This window comes from Phenylobacterium sp., from assembly GCF_016793225.1.
Lineage (GTDB): Bacteria > Pseudomonadota > Alphaproteobacteria > Caulobacterales > Caulobacteraceae > Phenylobacterium.
On record NZ_JAEUMN010000039.1, the window covers coordinates 1 to 19,978 of the forward strand.

The window sequence follows — 19,978 nt, forward strand, 5'->3', positions numbered from 1 at the left end:
CGGTGCCAGAAGTGCGGCTTCACCTTCGGGTCGTGCCGCCATTTCTCACGGCCCGTGTCGGCGTCGAGCGCGATCACCACGTTCGTGGGCGTGCAGGCGTAGAGCATGTCGCCCACCTGCAGCGGGGTGTTCTGGTCCTGGTTGCCGCGCTGCGGCTTCTCGCCGGTCCGGAAGGTCCAGGCGACCTTGAGCTCCTCCACGTTCTCGCGGTTGATCTGATCCACCGGCGCGTAGCGCGACCCGCCCGGATCGTAGCCGTAGTAGCGCCAGTCCGAACTGGCGGGGGCGCGCGGCGGTGCGGTCCGGGCCTGGACGGGGCTCTCGGCCTGGCCCCAGCTGAAGGTGGCGGGGAGGGCCGCGGCCAGCGCGCCGATGCAGGCGAGCGAGAGGACGCCGACCGCAAGGGCCGACTGGGTGCGGAGCCGACCCTTCGGCGCCGCCAGGATCACCAGCAGCACGAACAGGCCCAGCACGCCCGGCGCGAAGAGGCGCGGCAGCAGGGGCCAGAACGCGAAGCCGGCTTCCCACAGCCCCCAGGCCAGCGTCGCGAGCAGGGTGGCGGCATACACGAGCCCGGCGGCCGGATGCCGGCGCACCAGCATCACGCCCGCGGCGGTCACGGCCGCGCCCGCCAGCAGGTAGTACGGCGAGCCCTGCAGATAGATCAGCCAGGCGCCGCCCCCCAGCACCAGGAGGCCGATGAGGGCCACGATCCCACCGCCGACCGCCGCCCAGATGCGAGCCGGCCAGCCCGCTGCCTTCTCAGACCCCATGCGCATTTCCCCCGACTCCTGCGGGAGAGATTATCAGGCTTTGCCGGGCCGTCATGGGGACTGGACGCGCCTTGCCCACGGCGCGATCATCGTACGGAATCTTCGAAAAACCAGACGCCTTGGGAGAGGAACGATGATCGCTCGACTGTTCGCCGCGACCGCGATCGCCGGCGCGATGCTGGCGGCGCCCGCCGCAGCGCAGCTCGCGAAGAACGACTACGGCAAGCCGGACGCCTGGCTCTGCTGGCCCGGCAAGGCGGGCGACGCGTGCTCGGTGGACATGACGACCACGGTGATCAAGGCTGACGGATCATCGACGGTCGAGGCGTTCAGGCCTGATCCCAGGGCGCCGATCGACTGCTTCTACGTCTATCCGACCGTGTCGACGGATCCCGGCGTGGTGTCGGACATGACGGCCAACGCCGAGGAACTGAACGTGGTGCGCGCCCAGCTCGCCCGGTTCGGGTCGAAGTGCCGGATCTTCGCGCCGCTCTATCGCCAGTTCACCTTGACCGCCCTGCGTGCGGCGGTCACGGGCGGCGCGCTCCCCGGCGCCGCGGACCCGGCGGTTCGCCAGGTCGGCTACAACGATGTGCTGGACGCGTGGAACCACTACCTCGCCACCGAGAACAAGGGTCGCGGCGTGGTCCTCATCGGCCACTCCCAGGGGTCGGGGGTGCTCACGCGGCTTATCGCGGCGGAGATCGACGGCAAGCCCGTGCAGGGCAAGCTGGTGTCGGCTCTGCTGCTGGGCTCGAACGTCGCCGTCGACAAGGGCAAGGACACCGGCGCCTTCAAGTCCATCCCGACCTGCAAGAGCGCCGGCCAGACCGGATGCCTGATCTCGTACGTCACCTTCCGCGACACCATCCCGCCGCCGGCGAACAGCCGCTTCGGACGGGTGGCGAACCCCGCGCAGGAAGCCGTGTGCGTGAACCCCGCCAACCTTGCGGGCGGCAAGGGGGAACTGAAGGCCTACCTGTCGAACACCGCCGCGCAGATCGCCAACTCGGCCCAGACCAATCCGCCGTGGGTCAAGGGAAAGCCCGACCCGAAGACGCCGTTCGTCGCGGTCCCGGGCCTGATCACCGGACAGTGCGTGTCGAAGAACGGCTTCAACTACCTCGAGGCGCACGTGAACGCCGATCCCGCCGATCCGCGCACCGACACGATCGCCGGCGACGTCACGGGTCCGGGTGGTCAGATCTCGGCCGACTGGGGGCTGCACCTCATCGACGCCAACATCGCCATGGGCAATCTGGTCGACGTCGTGGGCGCGCAGGCCAAGGCGTACCTGGCCCGCAAATGACAGGCCGGGGCGGGGCTCGCGACCCCGCCCCGCGCGTCAGGTCACCTGCCGGTTAGCTTGCGGCCGGCGAAGACGCCGAGCGCCAGGAAGATCAGGAAGCCGATCACGGCCACGAAGAACAGGAACTTGGCGATGCCGGCGGCGGCGCCGGCGATGCCGCCGAAACCGAGGGCCGCGGCGACGATGGCCACCACGGCGAAGATCAGGGCCCACTTCAGCATGGGGTACTCCTCGTTGAACGCTGGCCTTCGAAACGCGGGCATGGCGGCGCTGTTCCCCGCGCGCTCAATTCCTTGTTTCACCTGGCGGCAGGCCTGATCTAAGACCGGGGCAGACATGGCCAAGAACCCCGAAAGCCCTCTCGAGCCTTTCAAGCGCGCGCTGGCGCACGCCGCGCGCTCGCTCGCCGAGACGCCCGACCTCGAGATCGTCTACTCGGGCGAAGGGCCTCAGCTGTCGGGCAACCGCGCCGTGCTGCCGCATCCGCCGCGCGACCTGACGCCCGAGGACGCCGCCCGCATCCGTGGCCTGGCGGACCAGATGGCGCTGCGCATCGCGCACCACGACCCGGCGGCGCATTCCAAGACTCGCCCCGCATCGGGCGCCGGACAGCCGATCTACGACGCCCTGGAGCAGGCGCGCATCGAGGCCATCGGCGCCAACGCCATGGGCGGGGTGCGCGAGAACCTGAAGGCCGTCATGAGCCACGCCTGGCAGCGGCGCATCTTCAACGAGGCCGAGGCGCTGGCGAATCCGCCGCTGGCCGATGTGGTGAGCCTGATGGTGCGGGAGCGGCTGACGGGCGAGCCGCCGCCGCCGATGGCGCGCGCGCTGGTCGACATGTTCCGCGGCGAAGTCGAGGCCAAGGCCGGGGAGGACCTGGATCGGCTGGAAGGCTCGATCCACGATCAGAAGGCCTTCGCGCGCATCGCCCGGGCGATCATCCGCGACCTGTCCATGGGCGACGATCTCTCGGACGCGCCCGAGCAGCCCGACGACGGCGAGGGCGAGGAGGAAGGCGACCCCGAGACCTCCGACAGCGAGGATGACGGCGACGGGGAAAGCCAGTCGCCGCAGCAGTCGGCGATGGACGAGGACGAGACGACCGCGCGCGAGGCCGACGACGCGGAAAGCCAGATGATGGAGTCGGACGAGAACCCCGACGCCGACGACACCGACGAGCAGCCCGACATGGGCGACGGCGAGCAGCCGACGCGCCCGGACCCCAGCGGCGACAACCGTGCGGTCACCTACAAGGTCTTCACGACGGCGCATGACGAGGTCGTCGCCGCCGAGGAGCTGTGCGATCCCGAGGAGCTGACCCGGCTGCGGGCCTACCTCGACCAGCAGCTGGCGTCGGTGTCGAACGTGGTGTCGCGGCTGGCGAACCGGCTGCAGCGGAAGCTGCTGGCGCAGCAGAACCGCTCGTGGACGTTCGATCTCGAGGAGGGGATCCTCGACGTCGCCCGCCTTACCCGCGTGATCATCGACCCCACGGCGCCGCTCTCCTTCAAGCAGGAGGAGGACACCGAGTTCCGCGACACGGTGGTGACCATCCTGATCGACAACTCGGGCTCGATGCGCGGCCGGCCGATCATGGTGGCCGCGGTCTGCGCCGACATCCTGGCGCGCACCCTCGAGCGCTGCGGCGTCAAGACCGAGATCCTGGGCTTCACCACCCGGGCCTGGAAAGGCGGCTCCTCGCGGGAAGACTGGCTGAAGGCCGGCAAGCCCGCCCAGCCCGGCCGCCTGAACGACCTGCGCCACATCATCTACAAGGCCGCCGACGCGCCCTGGCGGCGCTCGCGCCGCAACCTGGGCCTGATGATGCGCGAGGGCCTGCTGAAGGAGAACATCGACGGCGAGGCGCTCATGTGGGCGCACCACCGGCTCATCGGCCGGCCCGAGCAGCGCCGGATCCTGCTGGTGATCTCGGACGGCGCGCCCGTGGACGACTCCACGCTCAGCGTGAACTCCGGCCACTACCTGGAGCGCCACCTGCGCGAGGTGATCTCCGAGATCGAGAGCAAGAGCCCGGTGCAGCTCATCGCCATCGGCATCGGCCACGACGTCACGCGCTACTACAAGAACGCCGTCACCATCGTCGATGTCGAGCAGCTCGCCGGGGCCATGGTGGAACAGCTCGCCGACCTGTTCGACGAGGACATCCGCAAGCTGACGCGCAAGAACGCCAACCTGCTGGCGCCGCCGCCCAACACCCAGGGGCCGCAGGGGGGCGCGATGCGGCGCTCCAGCTTCAAGGAAGTCCGGAGGGCCACGGCTTGAGGCCGGCGGCGGGGCTGTTCGCCGCCCTGCTGCTGGCAGGCTGCGCCGCGCCCATCGCTCCCTTGCCCGAACGGCCCGTGGCCGTCGGCGCCGCGATCCAGGTCGACGCCGAGCCCGTTCCGCTGGACCCGACCGACCCCAGGCGGGATCGCATCGGCGCATTCGTCTACGCGGGCGGCGTCGCGCTCACGTCGCGCCAGACGAGCCGTCTGCACGGCATGTCGGATCTGAAGGTCTCGGCCGACGGACGGCTGCTGGCCATCGGCGACCAGGCGGACATGCTGGAGGCCCGGGTCGTGCTGGACGCGGGCGGCCGTCTGACCGGCCTGACGGGGGCGACGCTCGTTTCGCTGAAGGCCCCCGATGGCCTCGACCTCTTCGCGGGCGGACAGCGCGAGTACGACTCCGAGGGCATCGCGCAGCTCCCGTCGGGCGACGTGGTGGTGAGCTTCGAGCAGCACGACCGCATCCTCGTGTTCCCGAAGGGCGGCGGCCTGCCGCGCCCGGCGCCCGCCCCGGATATCCGCTACGTCGACAACCAGGGCATGGAAGCCCTCGCCAGCGCGCCCGAGGTGGCGGCGGACGCCTACCGCGTCGGCCTGGAGAGTTCCGGACACACCTACATCTGCCGCCTCTCCACGACCTGCGCCCGCGATCGCGACCTGCCGGTGGAGGGTCCCGACCTGGTGGCGTTCGACAACATGCCGGGCGGCGGTCTCGCCTACCTGCTGCGCACCTACACGGCCGCGCGCGGCAACGTGGTCAAGCTGCGGATCATCGACCGCCAGGGCCGGCTCGTGGATGCGCTCGAGCTCGCCCGGCCGCTGACGGTGGACAACCTGGAAGGCCTCGCCGCCGTCCCGCGGCCCAATGGCGCCGTTCGCTTCTACCTGATCGCCGACGACAACTTCGGCTACTACGCGGGGCGTCCCACCGGCCAGCGCACGCTGCTGCTGGCGTTCGACTGGCGCCCCCGCCGGGAGGGCCCACGATGAAGACGGATGTCACGATCTCGACGCCCGAGGGCGACGCGCGGGCCTATGTGTTCACGCCGGACTCCGGCGAGGGACCGTGGCCGGCGGTGCTTTTCTACATGGACGGCCCGGCGATCCGTCCCGCCCTGTTCGAGATGGCCGAGCGGATGGCGCAGGCCGGCTACTACGTGCTGCTGCCCGACATGTTCTGGCGCGCCGGGCCCTACGAGCCCTTCAAGCTGGCCGAGATCTTCGGCACGCCCGAGGCGCGCAAGGCCTTCCGCGACAGGTACTTCAGCTCGACCAGCCCCGAACGGTCGATGGCCGACACCTGCGCCTTCCTGGACTGGCTGGATAGCCAGCCCCAGGCCGACGCGCGCAAGGTGGGGACCACCGGCTACTGCATGGGCGGGGCGATCTCGCTGCGCGCCGCTGGGACCTTTCCCGACCGGATCGCGGCGGCGGCCTCGTTCCACGGCGGCAATCTCGCCACGGAGGATCCGTCGAGCCCGCACCGCCTCGCGCCGGCCATCAGGGCCAAGGTGCTGGTGGCGGGCGCCGACGAGGACGCGGGCTACGACGAGGCGCAGAATGCGCGCCTCGAGGCGGCGCTGTCCGATGCGGGCGTGGACGCCGACGTCTCCATCTGGCGCGGCCTCAAGCACGGCTGGGTCCCGCGCGACATGCCGGTCTACGATCCGGAAGGCGCCGAGCGCCACTGGCGGGCGCTCATCGCCCTGTTCGACGGCGCGCTGCGGCCGGGACGCGGCGCCTGAAGGGCCGCGCCGCTTTCGCGCGTGGACAGCGGGGGACCCCGCAATAGCGAAAGGGCCGCTGTTTCCAGCGGCCCTTCGAAAATTCCGTGCGACGCCGACGGTCAGGCCGCGGCGGTCTCGGCGAGCTTCGCCTTAACCTGGCGCTTCAGCTTCAGCGCGCGGGCCGACAGGTTCTCGTCCTTCGACTTCAGGAGCACGGCGTCGAGGCCGCCCTTGAAGTCCAGCGTGCGCAGCGCGGCGTTGGTGACCCGCAGGCTGTAGCTCTGGCCCAGGGCGTCGGACTGCAGCTTGGCGTCCACCAGGTTCGGCATGAACCGGCGCTTGGTCTTGATGTTCGAGTGGCTCACGTTGTGGCCGACCATCGGACCGACACCCGTGAGTTCGCAGCGGCGCGACATGGCGAGAACCTTCGCAAAGAACAGGAGCGCGTCGAGCCAGGGCTCGCGCGGGGAGCGGGCGATGTAGAGGAAGGGCTCTCCCGCGTCAAGGCGAGCCGCGCCGACGGCGGGTCCGCAGCGGCCCGGGCTCCGACTTCGTTGTGCGCCGAAGCGATTCACCCACAATATGTCGTAGGGAACAGAAGCTGAATCGCTGGGAGTCAGTGATTCGGTCGCGATTCGTTTCGCCCACGTTCCGATGACTCCTCGTTTGCATTAAGCTTTGCCTTGGAGGCTCCATGCCCACGCCGGCCGAGAAGCGCAGCCGCCTCCGCGCCCTGCACGAAAGCGGCTGCTTCGTGATCCCCAACCCCTGGGACGCCGGCAGCGCCAGGATGCTGCAGGCCCTGGGTTTCCAGGCGATCGCCACCACCAGTTCGGGCATGGCCTGGGCCAGCGGCCGGCTCGACAATGAGGTCCCGCTCGACGAGGCCCTCGCGCACCTCGCCGAACTGGCCGGCGCCGTGGACGTGCCGCTGAGCGCGGACTTCGAGAACGGACACGCCGACAGTCCCGAGGACGTCGCGGCCAACGTGCAGAAGGCCCTGGACGCCGGGGTGGCGGGGCTGTCGATCGAAGACATGAGCCAGGCGCCGGGTCACCCGCTGTACGAAACGGCGCTGGCGGTCGAGCGCGTTCGGGCCGCCAAGGCCGCCACGACCGCGGCGGGCGCGGTGCTGGTCGCCCGGGCCGAGGGGCTGCTGGTCCGCCAGATGGACCTCAAGGCGACCCTCGACCGCTTGGCGGCGCTGGCGGACGCGGGCGCGGACTGCCTCTATGCGCCCGGCCTCAGGACCGCCGACGAGATCGCCGCCGCCGTGAAGGCCGTGGCGCCCAGGCCCCTGAACGTCCTGATGGGCGCCCCCGGCCTCTCCGTGGCGCAGCTCGCCGACCTGGGCGTGCGGCGCATCAGCGTCGGCGGCGCGCTGGCCCGTGCCGCCTGGGGCGGGTTCCTCCGCGCCGCGCGCCAGATCGCGGACGAGGGCCGCTTCGACCGCCTGGCCGAAGCCGCCACCGGCGCCGAGCTCAAGGCGCTGCTGCGGCGCTAGAGCCTGTCCGGCCTCGATGGAACCATCAAGACGCGTCGAACAGGCTCTATCGCTTTGAGCTAGCGCGCGTTCTCGCGGCGAAACCGGCTCCCAACTTTCGCCGAACGCGCTTAGGGCGCGGCCCCGGCCTTCGCGGGCGCCGCCGCCTGCGCCCGGTCGGCCTCGCGGCTGCCGCCGAGGATGCCGGGCATGGCGTAGTTCCCCTCGTGGCAGGCGTACTCGTAGACCTGCCCGTCGAGCGCGGCGAACTCGTACTCGCCGCCCCAGGGCTTGTCCCAGACGCTGGGCGCCTCGACCGTGAAGGCATAGGCGAGGCGATCCTTCGCCACGCGGCGGAACCGCTCGGTGACCTTCAGGTCCTCCCAGGCGCCGAAGAACGCCTGCGACCTGGGGAAGTTGGTGGTCTCCACCACCAGAGTGTCGCCCTCGTACCAGCCCACCGAGTCGCCGAACCACGGCCGCAGGTGCGGCGGCTGATGCTGGCGCGACCCCAGGCGGATCACCCGCGCGTCGTGCACCATCTCGACCACGATGACGACCGCGTCGGTCCCCTGAACGATGGAGTAGTTGTTGTTGTAGAAGCCGTTGGGGAACATCGGCGGCGGGCCGTTGCGCCCGAACGAGGTCAGGCAGCGGTCGGCCAGGCTCATCTCCTCGGGATTGTCGAAGCGCTGTGCGGTCTGCTGGTCCTCGCCGAAGAGCGCGGCGGCGCCATACTGGTCCAGGTAGTAGGGCGAGCCGGAGAAGGCGCGCATCTGCTGGGCAGTCAGCTTCGAGGCCGCATGCGGCGCGGGGATCTGGCCGTCGGGGGTGGTGATCAGGCTTGTGCGGGGCTCGCCGCGGACACGCATCACCTGCATGCCGGGGTCGAGGAAGCCGCGATTGTAGCCGCCGACCGTGCCGTCCTGGATCGTGGGCGCGTTGGGGTCGGTGCGCTGGTTGCCGCGCTCGACCTGCGCCTGCGCGGCCTGCTCGACCTTGGCGACCTCTTCCGGGGTCATGACCAGCCGCGGTCCGTACTGCGCGGGCCGCGTCTGCGGCGTCATGGTGGCGTTGGTCCAGTTGCCCTCGAGGTCAGGGCGCCGCGCCTCGGCCGCCGCCGAAGCGTCGAGCGCGACGGCCGCCAGTGCGACCGCCAGCCCCATTCCGATGATCTTCATGCCGGATCCTCCCGGCGCCAGCATCGCGCCGGACAGGAGGGTGCGGCAAGCGCCCTCAGGCCACCCGTACGCGCGCCGTGCTCTCCGGGAGGTCCTGGCCGAAGGCGCGCTGGAAGAACTCGGCCACCGTCCCGCGTTCGAGCTCGTCGCACTTGTTGAGGAACGTCATCCGGAACGCGAGGCCGATGTCGCCGCCGAAGATCTCGGCGTTCTGCGCCCAGGTGATCACGGTCCGCGGGCTCATGACCGTCGAGATGTCGCCGTTCATGAAGGCGTTCCGCGTCATGTCCGCGACCCGGACCATGGCGTTGATCGTGCGCTTGCCCTCGGCTGTCTGGTAGCCGGGCGCCTTGGCGAGCACGATCTCGGCTTCCACGTCGTGGCTGAGGTAGTTCAGCGTGGTCACGATGGACCAGCGGTCCATCTGCGCCTGATTGATCTGCTGCGTGCCGTGGTAGAGGCCGGTCGTGTCCCCCAGGCCGATGGTGTTCGTCGTGGCGAACAGCCGGAACCAGGGGTTCGAGCGGATCACGCGGTTCTGGTCGAGCAGCGTCAGCTTGCCCGACGCCTCCAGCACGCGCTGGATCACGAACATCACGTCGGGGCGGCCCGCGTCGTATTCGTCGAACACCAGCGCGATCGGCCGCTGGATCGCCCAGGGCAGCATGCCTTCCCGGAACTCGGTGACCTGCTTGCCGTCCTTCAGGACGATGGCGTCCTTGCCGACCAGGTCGATCCGGCTGATGTGGCTGTCCAGGTTCACCCGGATCATCGGCCAGTTCAGGCGGGCGGCCACCTGCTCGATGTGCGTCGACTTGCCGGTGCCGTGATAGCCCTGGACCATCACGCGGCGGTCGCGCGCGAAGCCGGCGCAGATCGCCCGCGTCGTCTCGGGGTCGAACTTGTAGGCCTCGTCGATGTCGGGGACATGCGGGTCGCGCTCGGAGAACGCGGGCACCTTCATGTCGAAGTCGACGCCGAAGGTCGTACGTGCGTCGACCTCCCGGTCCGGCAGGAGCGAGATCAGCTTGTCTTCAGTGGTGTCGAAAGCAGCCATGGCCGGCTCGGATTACAGGCTTGCCGTGACGTACGCAAACGGGTGTTTCATCCTGCGACGCACGACGGGGCCGCCATGGCCGCGCGCGGCGGGGAACGGAGGGGCCGATGGCCGACAATGTCCAGGTCGTCCGCGATTTCATCGCCGCCTGGTCGCGGCTGGACGCAGCGGAGCTGGCGGCGTTCTTCACCGAGGACGGCGTCTACCACAACATGCCGGCCCGCCCCGTCGCGGGACGCGCGGCCGTGCAGGGGTTCATCGCCGGCTTCATCCGGGACTGGTCGGCGACCCAGTGGGACGTCCTGAACATCGTCGCCGCCGGCGACGTGGTGATCGCCGAGCGCCTGGACCGCACGCGGCTCGGCGACAAGGGGGTTGACCTTCCCTGCTGCGGGGTGTTCGAAATGCAGGACGGAAAGATCAAGGTCTGGCGCGACTACTTCGACCTGGCGACGTACACACGGGCGCTGGGCGGCTGAGGAGGGATCGTCATGGCGGACGGCGCGGCGGCGAACATCATCCAGGTGCGGCCTGAGCCCAGCGGCTTCGGGGCGGAGGTCACGGGCGTCGACCTGTCGCGGCCGCTCCCGCCGGCGGCCCTGGCGGCGATCCGCGAGGCCTGGAGCGCGCACGCGGTCCTGTCCTTCCCCGACCAGCCGCTCACCCTCGAGCAACTCGAGGCGTTCACGCTCCAGGTGGGCCCCTTCGGCGCGGACCCCTTCATCGCGCCGATGCCCGGACACCCCAACGTGCTGGAGCTGCGCCGCGAGCCGGACGAGAAGGCGCCCAACTTCGGGGGCGGCTGGCATTCGGACTGGAGCTTCCAGCCGGCTCCGCCCTCGGCGACGATCCTGCGCTCGGAGGTGACCCCTCCCGTCGGCGGCGACACGCTGTTCGCGGACGCCGCGCGGGCCTACGACGACCTCTCGGACACCATGAAGGCGATGCTGGCGCCGCTGCGGGCGATCCACTCCGCGACGCGTCCCTATGGGGCGAACGGCATGTTCGCCCGCGAGACCGAGAAGCGGGCCATGACCATCCTGTCCGGTCCGGAGGCCGACAAGACCCATCCTCATCCGCTGGTCCGCACGCATCCAGTGACGGGTCGCAAGGCGCTGTTCGTCAGCCCGACCTACACGGTGGGCGTCGAGGGCCTGACCGAGATGGAGACCGATGCGATCCTCGGGTTCCTCTACAAGCACCTGCTGCAGGACAAGTATCGCTATCGCCACAAGTGGCGGCCCGGGATGCTGCTGATGTGGGACAACCGCTGCACCATGCACTTCGCCGAGGGCGGCTACGACGGCCACCTGCGGGTCATGCACCGCACCACCGTCGCCGGCGACGTCCCGGTCTGAAACCCGCCGGGAGACCTCGCAGGTCCGGCGCCGGCAGCCTCATTCCGGCTCGCGCCGCTCCTTGAGCGGCAGCAGGCCCGCCAGACTCAGCACCCCTGCGGCGACGAGGTAGTAGCCGACCAGTGAGAGGCCTCCGTGGCCCGCCAGATACTGGGCGGCCATCGGCGCAAGACCGCCGCCGATGATTCCGCCCACGTTGAACGCTAGCGACGCCCCGGTGTAGCGGACCCGCGCCGGGAAGAGATCGGGCAGGAAGGCGCCCAGGGGGCCGTAGACGAAGCCCATGATGAAGAGCGCCATCGAGAGCCAGGCCCAGATCCAGGCCATCGACCCGGCTTCCATCATCGGGCCCATCAGGAAGCCGATCAGGACCGTGCCCGCGCAGCCGGCCATCAGCACCCAGCGCGGATTGGTGGCGTCCGACCAGTACCCCGCCGCGGCGATCCCGACGGCCAGGAAGGGGATCGCGCCCAGCTGCACGCCCAGGAACTCCGCGCGTCCATACCCGAGGGTGGTGGTGCCGTAGCCGAGGGTGAAGGCGGTCGACAGATAGAAGATCGCGAAACAGGCGACGACGGCGAACGTCCCGCCCAGCAGGGCGCCCGGGTGACGCTTCAGCGCCTCGGCCATGGGCACGTGGCTGGCCTCCCGCTCGGCCATCGCCTTCTGGAACGCCGGCGTCTCGCCGATCTTCAGGCGCACCCACAGGCCGAGCGCCACCAGGATCGCGCTGGCCAGGAAGGGCAGCCGCCAGCCCCACGCCTGGAAGTCCTCGGCGGTCAGCCAAAGTCCGAGCAGCAGGAAGAGCCCGTTCGACGCGATGAATCCCACCGGCGCCCCGAACTGCGGGAACATGCCGAAGCGGGCCCGCCAGCCCGGCGGAGCGTTCTCGACGGCCAGGAGGGCCGCCCCGCCCCACTCGCCGCCCAGCCCGAAGCCCTGGCCGAAACGCAGCAGACACAGGAGCGCCGGGGCGATCCAGCCGGCCACCGCGTAGGTGGGCAGGAAGGCGATCAGGAGGGTCGACAGGCCCATGGTCAGCAGCGAGGCCACCAGCGTCGACTTCCGCCCGATGCGGTCCCCGAAGTGCCCGAAGAACGCCGCGCCCACCGGACGCGCGAAGAACGCCACCGCAAAGGTCGCGTAGCTCTGCAGCAGCTGGGCAGAGGGTGACGAGTTGGGGAAGAACAGCTGGGGGAACACCAGCGCGGCGGCGGTGCCGTAGATGTAGAAGTCGTAGAACTCCACCGCCGTGCCGGCGAGGCTCGCCCCCAGCACCCTTCGGTTCGAAGCGCTCCCCGCGCCGATGACGGTCGTGCTCACAGCCGGACTCCCTCGCTGCACGCGGCTTCGCCTCCGCTGTCTGTGCGGTCAAGGCCGCCAGAGCTCAGACTGGGCGTGGACTTCCCGGTACGGAGATGTATCCAGCCGGAATGAGCGCCGAGATCGACCCGTTCTACGCCATCTCCATCTCCGGCCTAGCCCAGCGGCTGAAGGCGGAGGGTCGCTCGGTGATCCACATGGAGTTCGGGCAGCCGTCGACCGGCGCGCCCAGGGCGGCGATCGCGCGCGCGCACGAGGTGCTGGACGCCGATGCGATGGGCTACTGGTCGAGCGATCCGCTGAAAGCCCGCATCTGCCGACACTACGCGGAGACGTACGGAGTCAGCGTCGAGCCGATCCAGATCACGCTCACCTGCGGAGCCTCGCCCGCGCTGGTGCTGGCGCTTTCGGCGACGTTCCAGCCCGGCGACGTCATCGCCATGGCGCGCCCCGGCTACGTGGCCTACCGCAACAACGTCAAGGCGCTGCACATGGTCCCGCTGGAGATCCCGTGCGGGCCCGAGACGCGCTACCAGCTGGACGCGGCGACGCTCGCCAGCCTAGACCCCGCGCCCGCCGGCGTGATCCTGGCGAGCCCTGCGAACCCCACCGGCACCATCATCCCGCCGCACGAGCTGGAGGCGATCGCACGGGTCTGCCGCGAACGCGGGATCCGGATCATCTCGGACGAGATCTATCACGGCCTCAGCTACGGCGAGCGCACCCACTCCATGCTGGAGTACGAGCCGACGGCCATCGTCGTGAACAGCTTCTCGAAGTACTTCTCGATGGCCGGCTGGCGCCTGGGCTGGCTGATCGTGCCGCGCGCAGAGGCGGCGCGGGCGATCGCCTACATGGGCGCCTTGTTCCTGACCGCCCCTTCGCTGGCCCAGCACGCGGCGCTGGTGGCCATGGATTGCCGCGACGAGCTGGAGGGCCACCTGCAGACCTACCGCCGCAACCGGGAGCTTCTGCTCGATGCGCTCCCGCGCCTGGGTCTGAAGAAGATCGCGCCCCCGGACGGAGCGTTCTACGTCTACGCCGACGTCGGCGGGCTGACGGACGACAGCCTCGCCTTCTGCCGCCAGCTGCTGCAGGACACCGGGGTCGCCACCGCGCCCGGTATCGACTTCGATCCCGTCGACGGGCGGCGCTTCATCCGCCTCAGCTTCGCGGTCTCGACGCCCGAGATCGAGGAGGCGATCCGCCGCCTGACTCCGTGGTTCGAGGCGGCGTGGGCCAAGGCCGCCTGACGGCGCGCCGCGCCCTTACTGCGCCGCAGCTCCGACGGCGCCGGTGACGGCCGCCCGTGCGGCGCATTGCGCCAGCGCCTGACGCGTCTCGGGGTTCAGCGCCTCCGCGTTCCGGGCGGCGGCCTCGATGGAGCCCGTGCGGACGGTCTCGACGACCACCTTGGAGAGCGCTTCGAGCTGGCCGGCATCCAGTTTCGACCCCAGCCGCTCGTCGATGCAGCCGCAGAAGGCCTCGCTCTGGCCCGCGATCGTGCAGGCGGTCTTCACGCCCACCATGCCGCTCGCCGTCTGCGCGGCCTCCTTGGCGAAGTCGTCGGCGGTCTGCTTCACGGCCGTCCCGGCGCCTTCGCAGGCCGTGAGCGCAAGCGCAGCCAGGACTACCCCAGCCGCCCGAAGGTCGAACATCGATTGAGCTCCTCTCGACGGTGCAGCTGCTGAGATGGGAAGCCGTGACCCGGATCGCATCCGGGGACCACCAACTTCCCTGAGAGACGCCGTTTGACTCCGTAATGTTCCCATGAAACGCTCATATGAGGAGCGATAAGGAACATCATGTCCGAAGAGGTCTATACCGTCGAGCAGTTCGCCGAGCGGCTGAGCCTCCATCCGAAGACGGTTCTCCGCTTCATCCGCGAGGGCCGCGTGCGCGCCGTGAAGGTGGGGCGATCCTACCGGATCCTCCGCTCGGACCTGGAGGCCATGATCGGCGCCCATGGGGCCGCGCCGAAGGCGTCGTCGATCCGCGTCACCAGCATCGTGGACATCGATGGGGTCGAGCCGGACCGTGCGCAGTGGCTGGCGCGGCAGATCACGGCCGCGCGCCTGAGCGGTCGGGGGCACGCCGACCCGATGAGCCTGGACGTGGCGCACGATCCCGCGGGACGGCGGTTGAAGGTCATCATGGTGGGCGCGCCGGACGACGTCGCGGCGATGCTTCAGTTGCTGCGGTTCATAGGGGAGGCCTGAGCCCATGACTGCGATCTGGAAGACGCCGGCGGGCGGCGAGGCGGTCCGCACCCGCTACCGCGAGTTCCTCACCCACTGGCCCGTCCCGCACGAGCATTTGCGGATCCCGACCTCGCAGGGCGAGACCTTTGTCGTCGCCAGCGGGCCGTCCGATGCGCCGGCGGTGCTGCTGCTGCACGGGTCGGTGTCGAACGCGGCGAGCTGGATGGGCGACGTGGTCCACCTGGCGCAGCGCTTCCGCGTCTACGCGGTGGACATGATCGGCGAGCCGGGACTGTCGGCCGAGAGCCGCCCGACGCTGGCCAGCGGAGTCTACGCCGGATGGCTGGGCGAGGTGATGTCGGGCCTGGGCGTCGAGCGCGCCGCGCTCGTCGGGATTTCGCTGGGCGGCTGGCTGGCCCTGCAGTTCGCGACCGCCAACTCCGGACAGGTGACGGCGCTCGCGCTGCTGTGCCCGGGCGGGGTCGGGCGGCACAAGAACGTGCTGATCTGGGCGCTGCCGCTGCTGATGCTGGGGCCCTGGGGACGGCGCAAGGCGACGGAGAAGATCCTGGGCCCGGCGCCGCCCGGCGATCCGTCGCCCGAGGCGGTCGCCTTCGGCGAGTTCATGCAGCTGATCTTCGCCAACTTCCGCCCGCGGACCGAGGCGCTGCCGCCCTTCGACGACGCGGCGCTGGCGCGGCTTGCGATGCCGGTGCAGGTCATCCTGGGCGCCAAGGACGCGATGATCGACTCGGCCGGCACGCGGGACCGGCTGCAACGGCTTGCGCCGCAGACCGAGGTGATCTGGCTGCCCGACGCCGGCCACATGCTGATCAACCACGGGGCCGGGATCGAGCGCTTCCTGCGCAAGGCCGTGGGGTCGTGACCGGCCGGGTGGAGACCATCGCCGGCGTCGCGGTGTACGTGTGCGATCGGGAGGGGCCGCCCCTCGACGGCGAACGCGCCGCGAGCGACATCCTTGGCGACATGTTCGGCTGCGAGGCCAAGGTGGCCGCCATCCCCGTCGAGCGGCTGGGGGAGGGGTTCCTCACCCTCTCGACCCGGCTGGCCGGCGAGGTGACCCAGAAGTTCGTCAACTACGGGCGGCAGGTGGTGTTCGTGGGCGACGTCTCGGCGGCGGTGGCGCGCAGCGACGCGCTTCGCGACTACGTCCGCGAATGCAATCGCGGCCGCCACGTCTGGTTCGTGGCCGACATGGGCGAACTGGAGGCGAAACTGGCCGGAGCGCGCTAGAGGAGGCGGCATGCGCCTCTACCTTGCCTCCAGCCGGACCGGCGACGCCTTCCCGGAACTGCTCCGAATGGCGGGCCCCGGGGCGCGGGTCGCGGTCGTCTCCAACGCCGTGGACTTCATCCCCGACGCCGACCGCGCGGCCTATGCGCGAAACGTCTCGGACCCCGTGGCGGAGTTCCGGGCGGCGGGGTTCGACGCCTACGACCTGGACCTGCGCGGGTTCTTCCGCCGGCCGCAGGCTCTGCTGGAGGAACTGGAACGGACCCGGCTCGTCTGGGCGACGGGCGGCAACGCCTTCCTGCTCCGCCGCGCCATGCGGCAGAGCGGGTTCGATGCGATCGCGCCGGGCCTGATCTGGGCCGGGCGGCTGGTCTATGGCGGGTGGAGCGCAGGGGCGTGCGTGGCCGCGCCGAGCCTGCGTGGCCTGGAGATCATGGACGATCCTGCGGTCCTGGCGGATGGCTACGATCCGGGGGTCGTCTGGGAAGGGCTGGGCCTCGTCGATGCGGCCATCGTCCCGCACTACCGTTCGGACCACGCCGAGGCCGAGGCGGCCGGCCGCGCGGCCGCCTGGATGGCCGAGAACCGCGTCCCGCATCGCACGCTGCGCGACGGCGACGTACTGATCCAGAACGGCGAGATGCTGGAACTGCACGCCGGCCGCCCTTGACGGCCGCCCGCCCGGCGCCCTCTCTCGGCGTCCGCAACAGTGAGGAAGACGCCATGCAGAAGCGCCGTATCGGTCAGTTCGAGGTCTCGGCCATCGGGCTGGGCTGCATGAGCCTCTCCCACGCCTACGGCAGCCCGCCGCCGCGCGAGCGGGCCGAGGCCGTGCTGCTGGGCGCGCTGGACGCCGGCTACACCTTCTTCGACACCGCGGCCGTCTACGGCCTGGGCCACAACGAGACCCTGGTCGGCGAGGTCCTGGGGCCGCATCGGGACCGGTACGTGCTGGCGTCGAAGTGCGGGATCACGGACGCGACGGGCACGCAGCGGGGCATCGACGGCCGGCCCGACACCATCAAGGCTGTCTGCGACGTCAGCCTGCGGCGGCTGAAGACGGACGTCATCGACCTCTACTACCTGCACCGCTGGGACCAGCGCGTCCCGATCGAGGACAGCGTGGGCGCGCTCGGCGACCTCGTGAAGGCCGGCAAGATCCGGGCGATCGGCCTCTCGGAAGTCTCCGCCCCCACGCTGCGGCGCGCCCACGCCGAGCATCCGATCGCCGCGCTCCAGACGGAGTACTCCCCCTGGACCCGCAACCCCGAGATCGCGGTGCTGGACGCCTGCCGCGAACTGGATGTGGCGTTCGTCGCGTTCTCACCGGTGGGCCGCGGCTTCCTCGCCGGCGAGTCGCACGATCCGTCGCGGCTGGAGGACGGCGATTTCCGCAAGACCATGCCGCGCTGGCAGGGCGCGGCGCTGGAGTCCAACCTGCGCCTCTACGCCCGCTTCAAGCAGATCGCCGACGACGAGGGCATGACGACGGCGCAGCTTTGCCTTGCCTGGCTCCTCGCCAAGGGCCCGGACATCATCCCGATCCCCGGAACGACCAACCCCGACCACATGCGGGAAGACGCCGCTGCGGCCGGGGTCACCTTGTCGCCCGAAGGCATGACACGGGTCGACGAGGCGGTGAACGGCGAGACCGTCGCCGGCTCGCGCTATCCACCGGCCCTGCAGGCCTCGGTGGACACCGAGCGGATGCCCACCGAGGCCGCCTAGCCCCTCCGCCGCCTGCCTTGGTCAGCACAAGACGGCGATGAGGCCCGCTTCCCGGCGTGAGATGCGAGCGTCCGGCGGGGCCGCCGCACGCTCCAGGGGTTCAGCCAGGAGGGCTTGGGTGCGTTGAGTGAAGCCCGCCCGCCGCGGCGCGGGAAGGCGCTGCGGCCTGCGCGGCGGTGCATGAAGTTGCACGGACCTCAGATGGCCGATGGTTCCCGATAGGCCGCGCCCCTCGCCATCGAGCGGTCCAGCGGCATGCGCAGCAGCAGGTCCCCGCCCGCGGCGAAGGGCGTCGGCCCCAGATCGCGCACCAGGTGCGCCCGCAGGGCCTCGGGAACGGAGCCCTCCGGCGCCACGGGCTCCCGGCGCATCAGCTCTGCGAAGCAGGCGTCGTCGGCCTCGCGGTCGCCGCTGAGGTCGCCGATGCGCTCGAACATCATCGCCGTCGCCGTCGGCGTGCGGCCCGGATCCAGCGCCGCGCCCAGCATCAGGCCGTCCACCACCTCGGCCTTGGCGCTGGCCACGCCGTTGAAGATCCCGAACACGAACGCGCCCGAGACGGTGTCCGCGACGATGGAGAAGAGCTGGTTCTGCAGCAGCAGCATCCACCCCTCCGCGCAGTGGCCGCCGGTGCCCATCTTCAGCGACAGCAAGCCGTGCTCGTCGAGCCGGATCATGCCGTAGTCGTGCAGGAAGCGGCCCGGCATCAGGAGGTACGGCCGGGTGGAGCGGAAGAACCCTTCGTACGCCGCGCCCCGCAACGCCGTGGTCGAACGCACCTGCCCCATCAGGGCGAGCGTCAGCCCAGCCTCCGCGAGGTCGAGCCGCGCGGCGGCCTCCGGCCGCACGCCCAGGCGCTGGGCGAAGTCGGGCAGGGGCAGGTCCCAGTCCAGCAGGGTGAACCCCGGCGCCTGCTCGGCCACCAGCGCGGTCAGGCGCAGCAGATTGTGGTCCGACGGCTGCACGGCGCCGGTGACCCACCGTCCGACGACGGACTTGTCGACGCCCAGCGCGGCCGCCAGGCGGCCACGGCTGAGGGAAAGGGCCTTCAGCGTCAGGCCCAGCTTGGCGGTGAACGACTCCATGTCCCGCAACCTTGCCCGGCGCCGGCGCCGGGGGAATCCCCTCACGGGGGGAGAAGGCGTTGGAAACCCTCAGGCGCAGAGGGCGCCGACGATTTCCTCCCGGCTGCCCACGCCCAGCTTGTGGCCCAGGTTGCGGACGTGGGTCACCACGGTGGACGCGCCCATCCCGAGCCGGTCGCCGATCACCGGGTACGACATGCCGGTGGCCAGCATGCGGGCCACTTCCTGCTCGCGCGGGGTCAGCGATCGGAACAGCGGTGAGCGCAGCATCTTCAGGCCGACGGGCAGGCGCTTCTCGATCTGCACGCCGACGGTGCGCGCCTCGCCTTCGGTGTTGGCGCTGAGCGCATAGGCCCGGATCACGAAGCGACCGTAGGCCGTCACGGTGTCGGTGCGGGCGACGCCGGAGCCTGCGCCCGCCAGCCCCTCCTCGACCCGCGACGCGAGGGTCTTCAGCATCGGCCGCGCCCAGTCGTAGACGCGGTCCCGCAGCACCGCGAGGTCGGCGGGCACCCCGGCCGCTCCGTGCAGCAGCCGCCATGCCCCCGGGCTCGCATGCAGCACGCCGCCCTCGAGGTCGGTGACCAGGATCGCGGCTGCGTCCTCCAGGTCGGTGTCCGGCCAGGCGTCCTGGGCCTCGAGCCGCCCCATGGCCTGGACGATGTAGGGGCGTACGAGGCGCAGGAGGCGCATCTCGTGATCGGTGAAATCCCGCGCCTTGGGCGGGCGCGCCACGCCCAGGTTGCCGATGGGTCGGTCGCCGTCGCGCAGCGCCAGGCCGGCGATCCAGTGATGCTCGCCCCGCCGGTAGACCTCGTCATAGAGCTCGGTCTCGCCGAAGGCCGGCGTGTAGTCGCTGACGCGGATCACCGACAGCGCCGGATTGAGCTGCATCTCCCTCTGCCGCGGGTAGTATTGGCCCTCCTCGGCGTCGAACCACCGGGTGGCGTAGCGGGTAATCAGCTCGGGTCCTGCGTCGACCGTGATGTAGGTGTCGATCGGCCGGTAGTCGGCGTCGAGCCAAAGCATCGCGGCCGTGTCGAACGGCGCGACCTCGGAGATCAGGCTCACGAATTCCGGGAAGGCGACGCGGTCCGGCAGCCCCAGCGCCGCCAGGCGCTGCAACGCCGACATTGCACGTCGAGCCCGATCCGACACCCGCCACCCTTCCTCAGGGCCCCACCCGTTCAGGCGGAGCCATGTGACGG

At 70.7% G+C, this 19,978-nt stretch carries 21 protein-coding genes and 1 pseudogene; 13 read left to right on the plus strand and 9 right to left on the minus strand.

The window, feature by feature from the left end; genetic code table 11:
• A pseudogene (locus JNK30_RS04150) lies at nt 1–773 on the minus strand (membrane-bound PQQ-dependent dehydrogenase, glucose/quinate/shikimate family); the annotation flags it as partial.
• A 133-nt stretch (nt 774–906) separates the two neighbouring features.
• Here JNK30_RS04150 and JNK30_RS04155 point away from each other — a divergent pair.
• Nucleotides 907–2,082, plus strand: coding sequence for a DUF3089 domain-containing protein (locus JNK30_RS04155; RefSeq protein ID WP_293480458.1), 1,176 nt, complete (start codon nt 907–909; stop codon nt 2,080–2,082).
• A gap of 41 nt (nt 2,083–2,123) precedes the next feature.
• On the opposite strand, the gene JNK30_RS04160 is transcribed toward JNK30_RS04155, so the two are convergent.
• On the minus strand, nt 2,124–2,303 hold the full coding sequence (locus JNK30_RS04160) for a DUF1328 family protein (RefSeq protein WP_293480460.1): 180 nt from the start codon (nt 2,301–2,303) through the stop codon (nt 2,124–2,126).
• Nucleotides 2,304–2,418: 115 nt separating this feature from the next.
• Here JNK30_RS04160 and cobT point away from each other — a divergent pair, with 115 nt between their 5' ends.
• From cobT to JNK30_RS04175, 3 genes are read left to right on the plus strand one after another with little or no spacing between them, the layout of a single operon-like run.
• Nucleotides 2,419–4,368, plus strand: a complete 1,950-nt coding sequence (gene cobT, locus JNK30_RS04165) for a cobaltochelatase subunit CobT (RefSeq protein ID WP_293480462.1) — start codon at nt 2,419–2,421, stop codon at nt 4,366–4,368.
• Nucleotides 4,365–5,363: an esterase-like activity of phytase family protein gene (locus tag JNK30_RS04170; RefSeq protein WP_293480464.1), complete on the plus strand. Its 999-nt coding sequence runs from the start codon at nt 4,365–4,367 to the stop codon at nt 5,361–5,363. Before cobT ends, JNK30_RS04170 begins: the two co-directional genes overlap by 4 nt.
• Entirely contained in the window at nt 5,360–6,118 is a 759-nt protein-coding gene (locus JNK30_RS04175; RefSeq protein ID WP_293480466.1) for a dienelactone hydrolase family protein, read from the plus strand. Before JNK30_RS04170 ends, JNK30_RS04175 begins: the two co-directional genes overlap by 4 nt.
• Nucleotides 6,119–6,219: 101 nt before the next feature.
• Here the strand turns inward: JNK30_RS04175 and rpmB are convergent, their stop codons facing one another.
• The gene (rpmB, locus tag JNK30_RS04180) at nt 6,220–6,516 is read right to left on the minus strand and encodes a 50S ribosomal protein L28 (protein ID WP_293480468.1); all 297 of its coding nucleotides are present in this window, start codon (nt 6,514–6,516) and stop codon (nt 6,220–6,222) included.
• Nucleotides 6,517–6,794: 278 nt separating this feature from the next.
• Between rpmB and JNK30_RS04185 the strand changes: the two genes are divergently transcribed.
• Nucleotides 6,795–7,604 carry an oxaloacetate decarboxylase gene (locus JNK30_RS04185; RefSeq protein ID WP_293480470.1) on the plus strand — a complete coding sequence of 270 codons (810 nt, stop codon included), beginning with the start codon at nt 6,795–6,797 and terminating at the stop codon, nt 7,602–7,604.
• Between the two features lie 110 nt (nt 7,605–7,714).
• On the opposite strand, the gene JNK30_RS04190 is transcribed toward JNK30_RS04185, so the two are convergent.
• Together JNK30_RS04190 and cobS are read right to left on the minus strand one after the other, a co-directional pair.
• Nucleotides 7,715–8,764: a hypothetical protein gene (locus tag JNK30_RS04190; protein ID WP_293480472.1), complete on the minus strand. Its 1,050-nt coding sequence runs from the start codon at nt 8,762–8,764 to the stop codon at nt 7,715–7,717.
• A gap of 55 nt (nt 8,765–8,819) precedes the next feature.
• Nucleotides 8,820–9,821: a cobaltochelatase subunit CobS gene (gene cobS, locus JNK30_RS04195; RefSeq protein ID WP_293480474.1), complete on the minus strand. Its 1,002-nt coding sequence runs from the start codon at nt 9,819–9,821 to the stop codon at nt 8,820–8,822.
• 107 nt (nt 9,822–9,928) lie between these two features.
• Here cobS and JNK30_RS04200 point away from each other — a divergent pair, with 107 nt between their 5' ends.
• Together JNK30_RS04200 and JNK30_RS04205 are read left to right on the plus strand one after the other, a co-directional pair.
• Nucleotides 9,929–10,300 (plus strand): limonene-1,2-epoxide hydrolase family protein, encoded by a 372-nt coding sequence (locus JNK30_RS04200; protein WP_293480476.1) that lies wholly within the window; start codon nt 9,929–9,931, stop codon nt 10,298–10,300.
• Nucleotides 10,301–10,312: 12 nt separating this feature from the next.
• A complete protein-coding gene (locus JNK30_RS04205; protein ID WP_293480478.1) occupies nt 10,313–11,179 on the plus strand; it encodes a TauD/TfdA family dioxygenase in 867 nt (288 codons plus the stop codon).
• Between the two features lie 39 nt (nt 11,180–11,218).
• On the opposite strand, the gene JNK30_RS04210 is transcribed toward JNK30_RS04205, so the two are convergent.
• Nucleotides 11,219–12,502, minus strand: coding sequence for an MFS transporter (locus JNK30_RS04210; RefSeq protein WP_293480480.1), 1,284 nt, complete (start codon nt 12,500–12,502; stop codon nt 11,219–11,221).
• Between the two features lie 110 nt (nt 12,503–12,612).
• Between JNK30_RS04210 and JNK30_RS04215 the strand changes: the two genes are divergently transcribed.
• Nucleotides 12,613–13,755, plus strand: coding sequence for an aminotransferase class I/II-fold pyridoxal phosphate-dependent enzyme (locus tag JNK30_RS04215; protein ID WP_293480482.1), 1,143 nt, complete (start codon nt 12,613–12,615; stop codon nt 13,753–13,755).
• 15 nt (nt 13,756–13,770) lie between these two features.
• Here JNK30_RS04215 and JNK30_RS04220 read toward each other — a convergent pair whose 3' ends face one another.
• Nucleotides 13,771–14,160 (minus strand): hypothetical protein, encoded by a 390-nt coding sequence (locus JNK30_RS04220; protein ID WP_293480484.1) that lies wholly within the window; start codon nt 14,158–14,160, stop codon nt 13,771–13,773.
• Nucleotides 14,161–14,307: 147 nt separating this feature from the next.
• Between JNK30_RS04220 and JNK30_RS04225 the strand changes: the two genes are divergently transcribed.
• From JNK30_RS04225 to JNK30_RS04245, 5 genes are read left to right on the plus strand one after another with little or no spacing between them, the layout of a single operon-like run.
• Complete coding sequence (locus JNK30_RS04225) at nt 14,308–14,721, plus strand: helix-turn-helix domain-containing protein (protein WP_293480486.1); 414 nt, start codon at nt 14,308–14,310, stop codon at nt 14,719–14,721.
• Between the two features lie 4 nt (nt 14,722–14,725).
• Entirely contained in the window at nt 14,726–15,589 is an 864-nt protein-coding gene (locus JNK30_RS04230) for an alpha/beta fold hydrolase (RefSeq protein WP_293480488.1), read from the plus strand.
• Nucleotides 15,586–15,957, plus strand: coding sequence for a DUF4180 domain-containing protein (locus tag JNK30_RS04235; protein ID WP_293480490.1), 372 nt, complete (start codon nt 15,586–15,588; stop codon nt 15,955–15,957). The genes JNK30_RS04230 and JNK30_RS04235 overlap by 4 nt, the downstream gene beginning before the upstream one ends.
• A 10-nt stretch (nt 15,958–15,967) precedes the next feature.
• Nucleotides 15,968–16,627, plus strand: coding sequence for a Type 1 glutamine amidotransferase-like domain-containing protein (locus tag JNK30_RS04240; RefSeq protein WP_293480492.1), 660 nt, complete (start codon nt 15,968–15,970; stop codon nt 16,625–16,627).
• A 53-nt stretch (nt 16,628–16,680) separates the two neighbouring features.
• A complete protein-coding gene (locus JNK30_RS04245; protein ID WP_293480494.1) occupies nt 16,681–17,685 on the plus strand; it encodes an aldo/keto reductase in 1,005 nt (334 codons plus the stop codon).
• Between the two features lie 197 nt (nt 17,686–17,882).
• Here JNK30_RS04245 and JNK30_RS04250 read toward each other — a convergent pair whose 3' ends face one another.
• Nucleotides 17,883–18,770, minus strand: coding sequence for a helix-turn-helix transcriptional regulator (locus JNK30_RS04250; protein ID WP_293480496.1), 888 nt, complete (start codon nt 18,768–18,770; stop codon nt 17,883–17,885).
• 69 nt (nt 18,771–18,839) lie between these two features.
• Entirely contained in the window at nt 18,840–19,904 is a 1,065-nt protein-coding gene (locus JNK30_RS04255) for a helix-turn-helix transcriptional regulator (RefSeq protein WP_293480498.1), read from the minus strand.
• Nucleotides 19,905–19,978 lie beyond the last annotated feature (74 nt).

Excerpts from the sequence above, each read along its gene's own strand:
- cobT (WP_293480462.1), top strand. The coding sequence starts at position 2,419 with ATGGCCAAGAACCCCGAAAGCCCTCTCGAGCCTTTCAAGCGCGCGCTG.
- JNK30_RS04200 (WP_293480476.1), top strand. The coding sequence starts at position 9,929 with ATGGCCGACAATGTCCAGGTCGTCCGCGATTTCATCGCCGCCTGGTCG.
- cobS (WP_293480474.1), bottom strand. The coding sequence starts at position 9,821 with ATGGCTGCTTTCGACACCACTGAAGACAAGCTGATCTCGCTCCTGCCG.
- JNK30_RS04240 (WP_293480492.1), top strand. The coding sequence starts at position 15,968 with ATGCGCCTCTACCTTGCCTCCAGCCGGACCGGCGACGCCTTCCCGGAA.
- JNK30_RS04215 (WP_293480482.1), top strand. The coding sequence starts at position 12,613 with ATGAGCGCCGAGATCGACCCGTTCTACGCCATCTCCATCTCCGGCCTA.
- JNK30_RS04160 (WP_293480460.1), bottom strand. The coding sequence starts at position 2,303 with ATGCTGAAGTGGGCCCTGATCTTCGCCGTGGTGGCCATCGTCGCCGCG.
- JNK30_RS04255 (WP_293480498.1), bottom strand. The coding sequence starts at position 19,904 with ATGTCGGCGTTGCAGCGCCTGGCGGCGCTGGGGCTGCCGGACCGCGTC.
- JNK30_RS04245 (WP_293480494.1), top strand. The coding sequence starts at position 16,681 with ATGCAGAAGCGCCGTATCGGTCAGTTCGAGGTCTCGGCCATCGGGCTG.
- rpmB (WP_293480468.1), bottom strand. The coding sequence starts at position 6,516 with ATGTCGCGCCGCTGCGAACTCACGGGTGTCGGTCCGATGGTCGGCCAC.
- JNK30_RS04190 (WP_293480472.1), bottom strand. The coding sequence starts at position 8,764 with ATGAAGATCATCGGAATGGGGCTGGCGGTCGCACTGGCGGCCGTCGCG.
- JNK30_RS04155 (WP_293480458.1), top strand. The coding sequence starts at position 907 with ATGATCGCTCGACTGTTCGCCGCGACCGCGATCGCCGGCGCGATGCTG.
- JNK30_RS04175 (WP_293480466.1), top strand. The coding sequence starts at position 5,360 with ATGAAGACGGATGTCACGATCTCGACGCCCGAGGGCGACGCGCGGGCC.
- JNK30_RS04225 (WP_293480486.1), top strand. The coding sequence starts at position 14,308 with ATGTCCGAAGAGGTCTATACCGTCGAGCAGTTCGCCGAGCGGCTGAGC.
- JNK30_RS04220 (WP_293480484.1), bottom strand. The coding sequence starts at position 14,160 with ATGTTCGACCTTCGGGCGGCTGGGGTAGTCCTGGCTGCGCTTGCGCTC.
- JNK30_RS04185 (WP_293480470.1), top strand. The coding sequence starts at position 6,795 with ATGCCCACGCCGGCCGAGAAGCGCAGCCGCCTCCGCGCCCTGCACGAA.
- JNK30_RS04205 (WP_293480478.1), top strand. The coding sequence starts at position 10,313 with ATGGCGGACGGCGCGGCGGCGAACATCATCCAGGTGCGGCCTGAGCCC.
- JNK30_RS04230 (WP_293480488.1), top strand. The coding sequence starts at position 14,726 with ATGACTGCGATCTGGAAGACGCCGGCGGGCGGCGAGGCGGTCCGCACC.
- JNK30_RS04250 (WP_293480496.1), bottom strand. The coding sequence starts at position 18,770 with ATGGAGTCGTTCACCGCCAAGCTGGGCCTGACGCTGAAGGCCCTTTCC.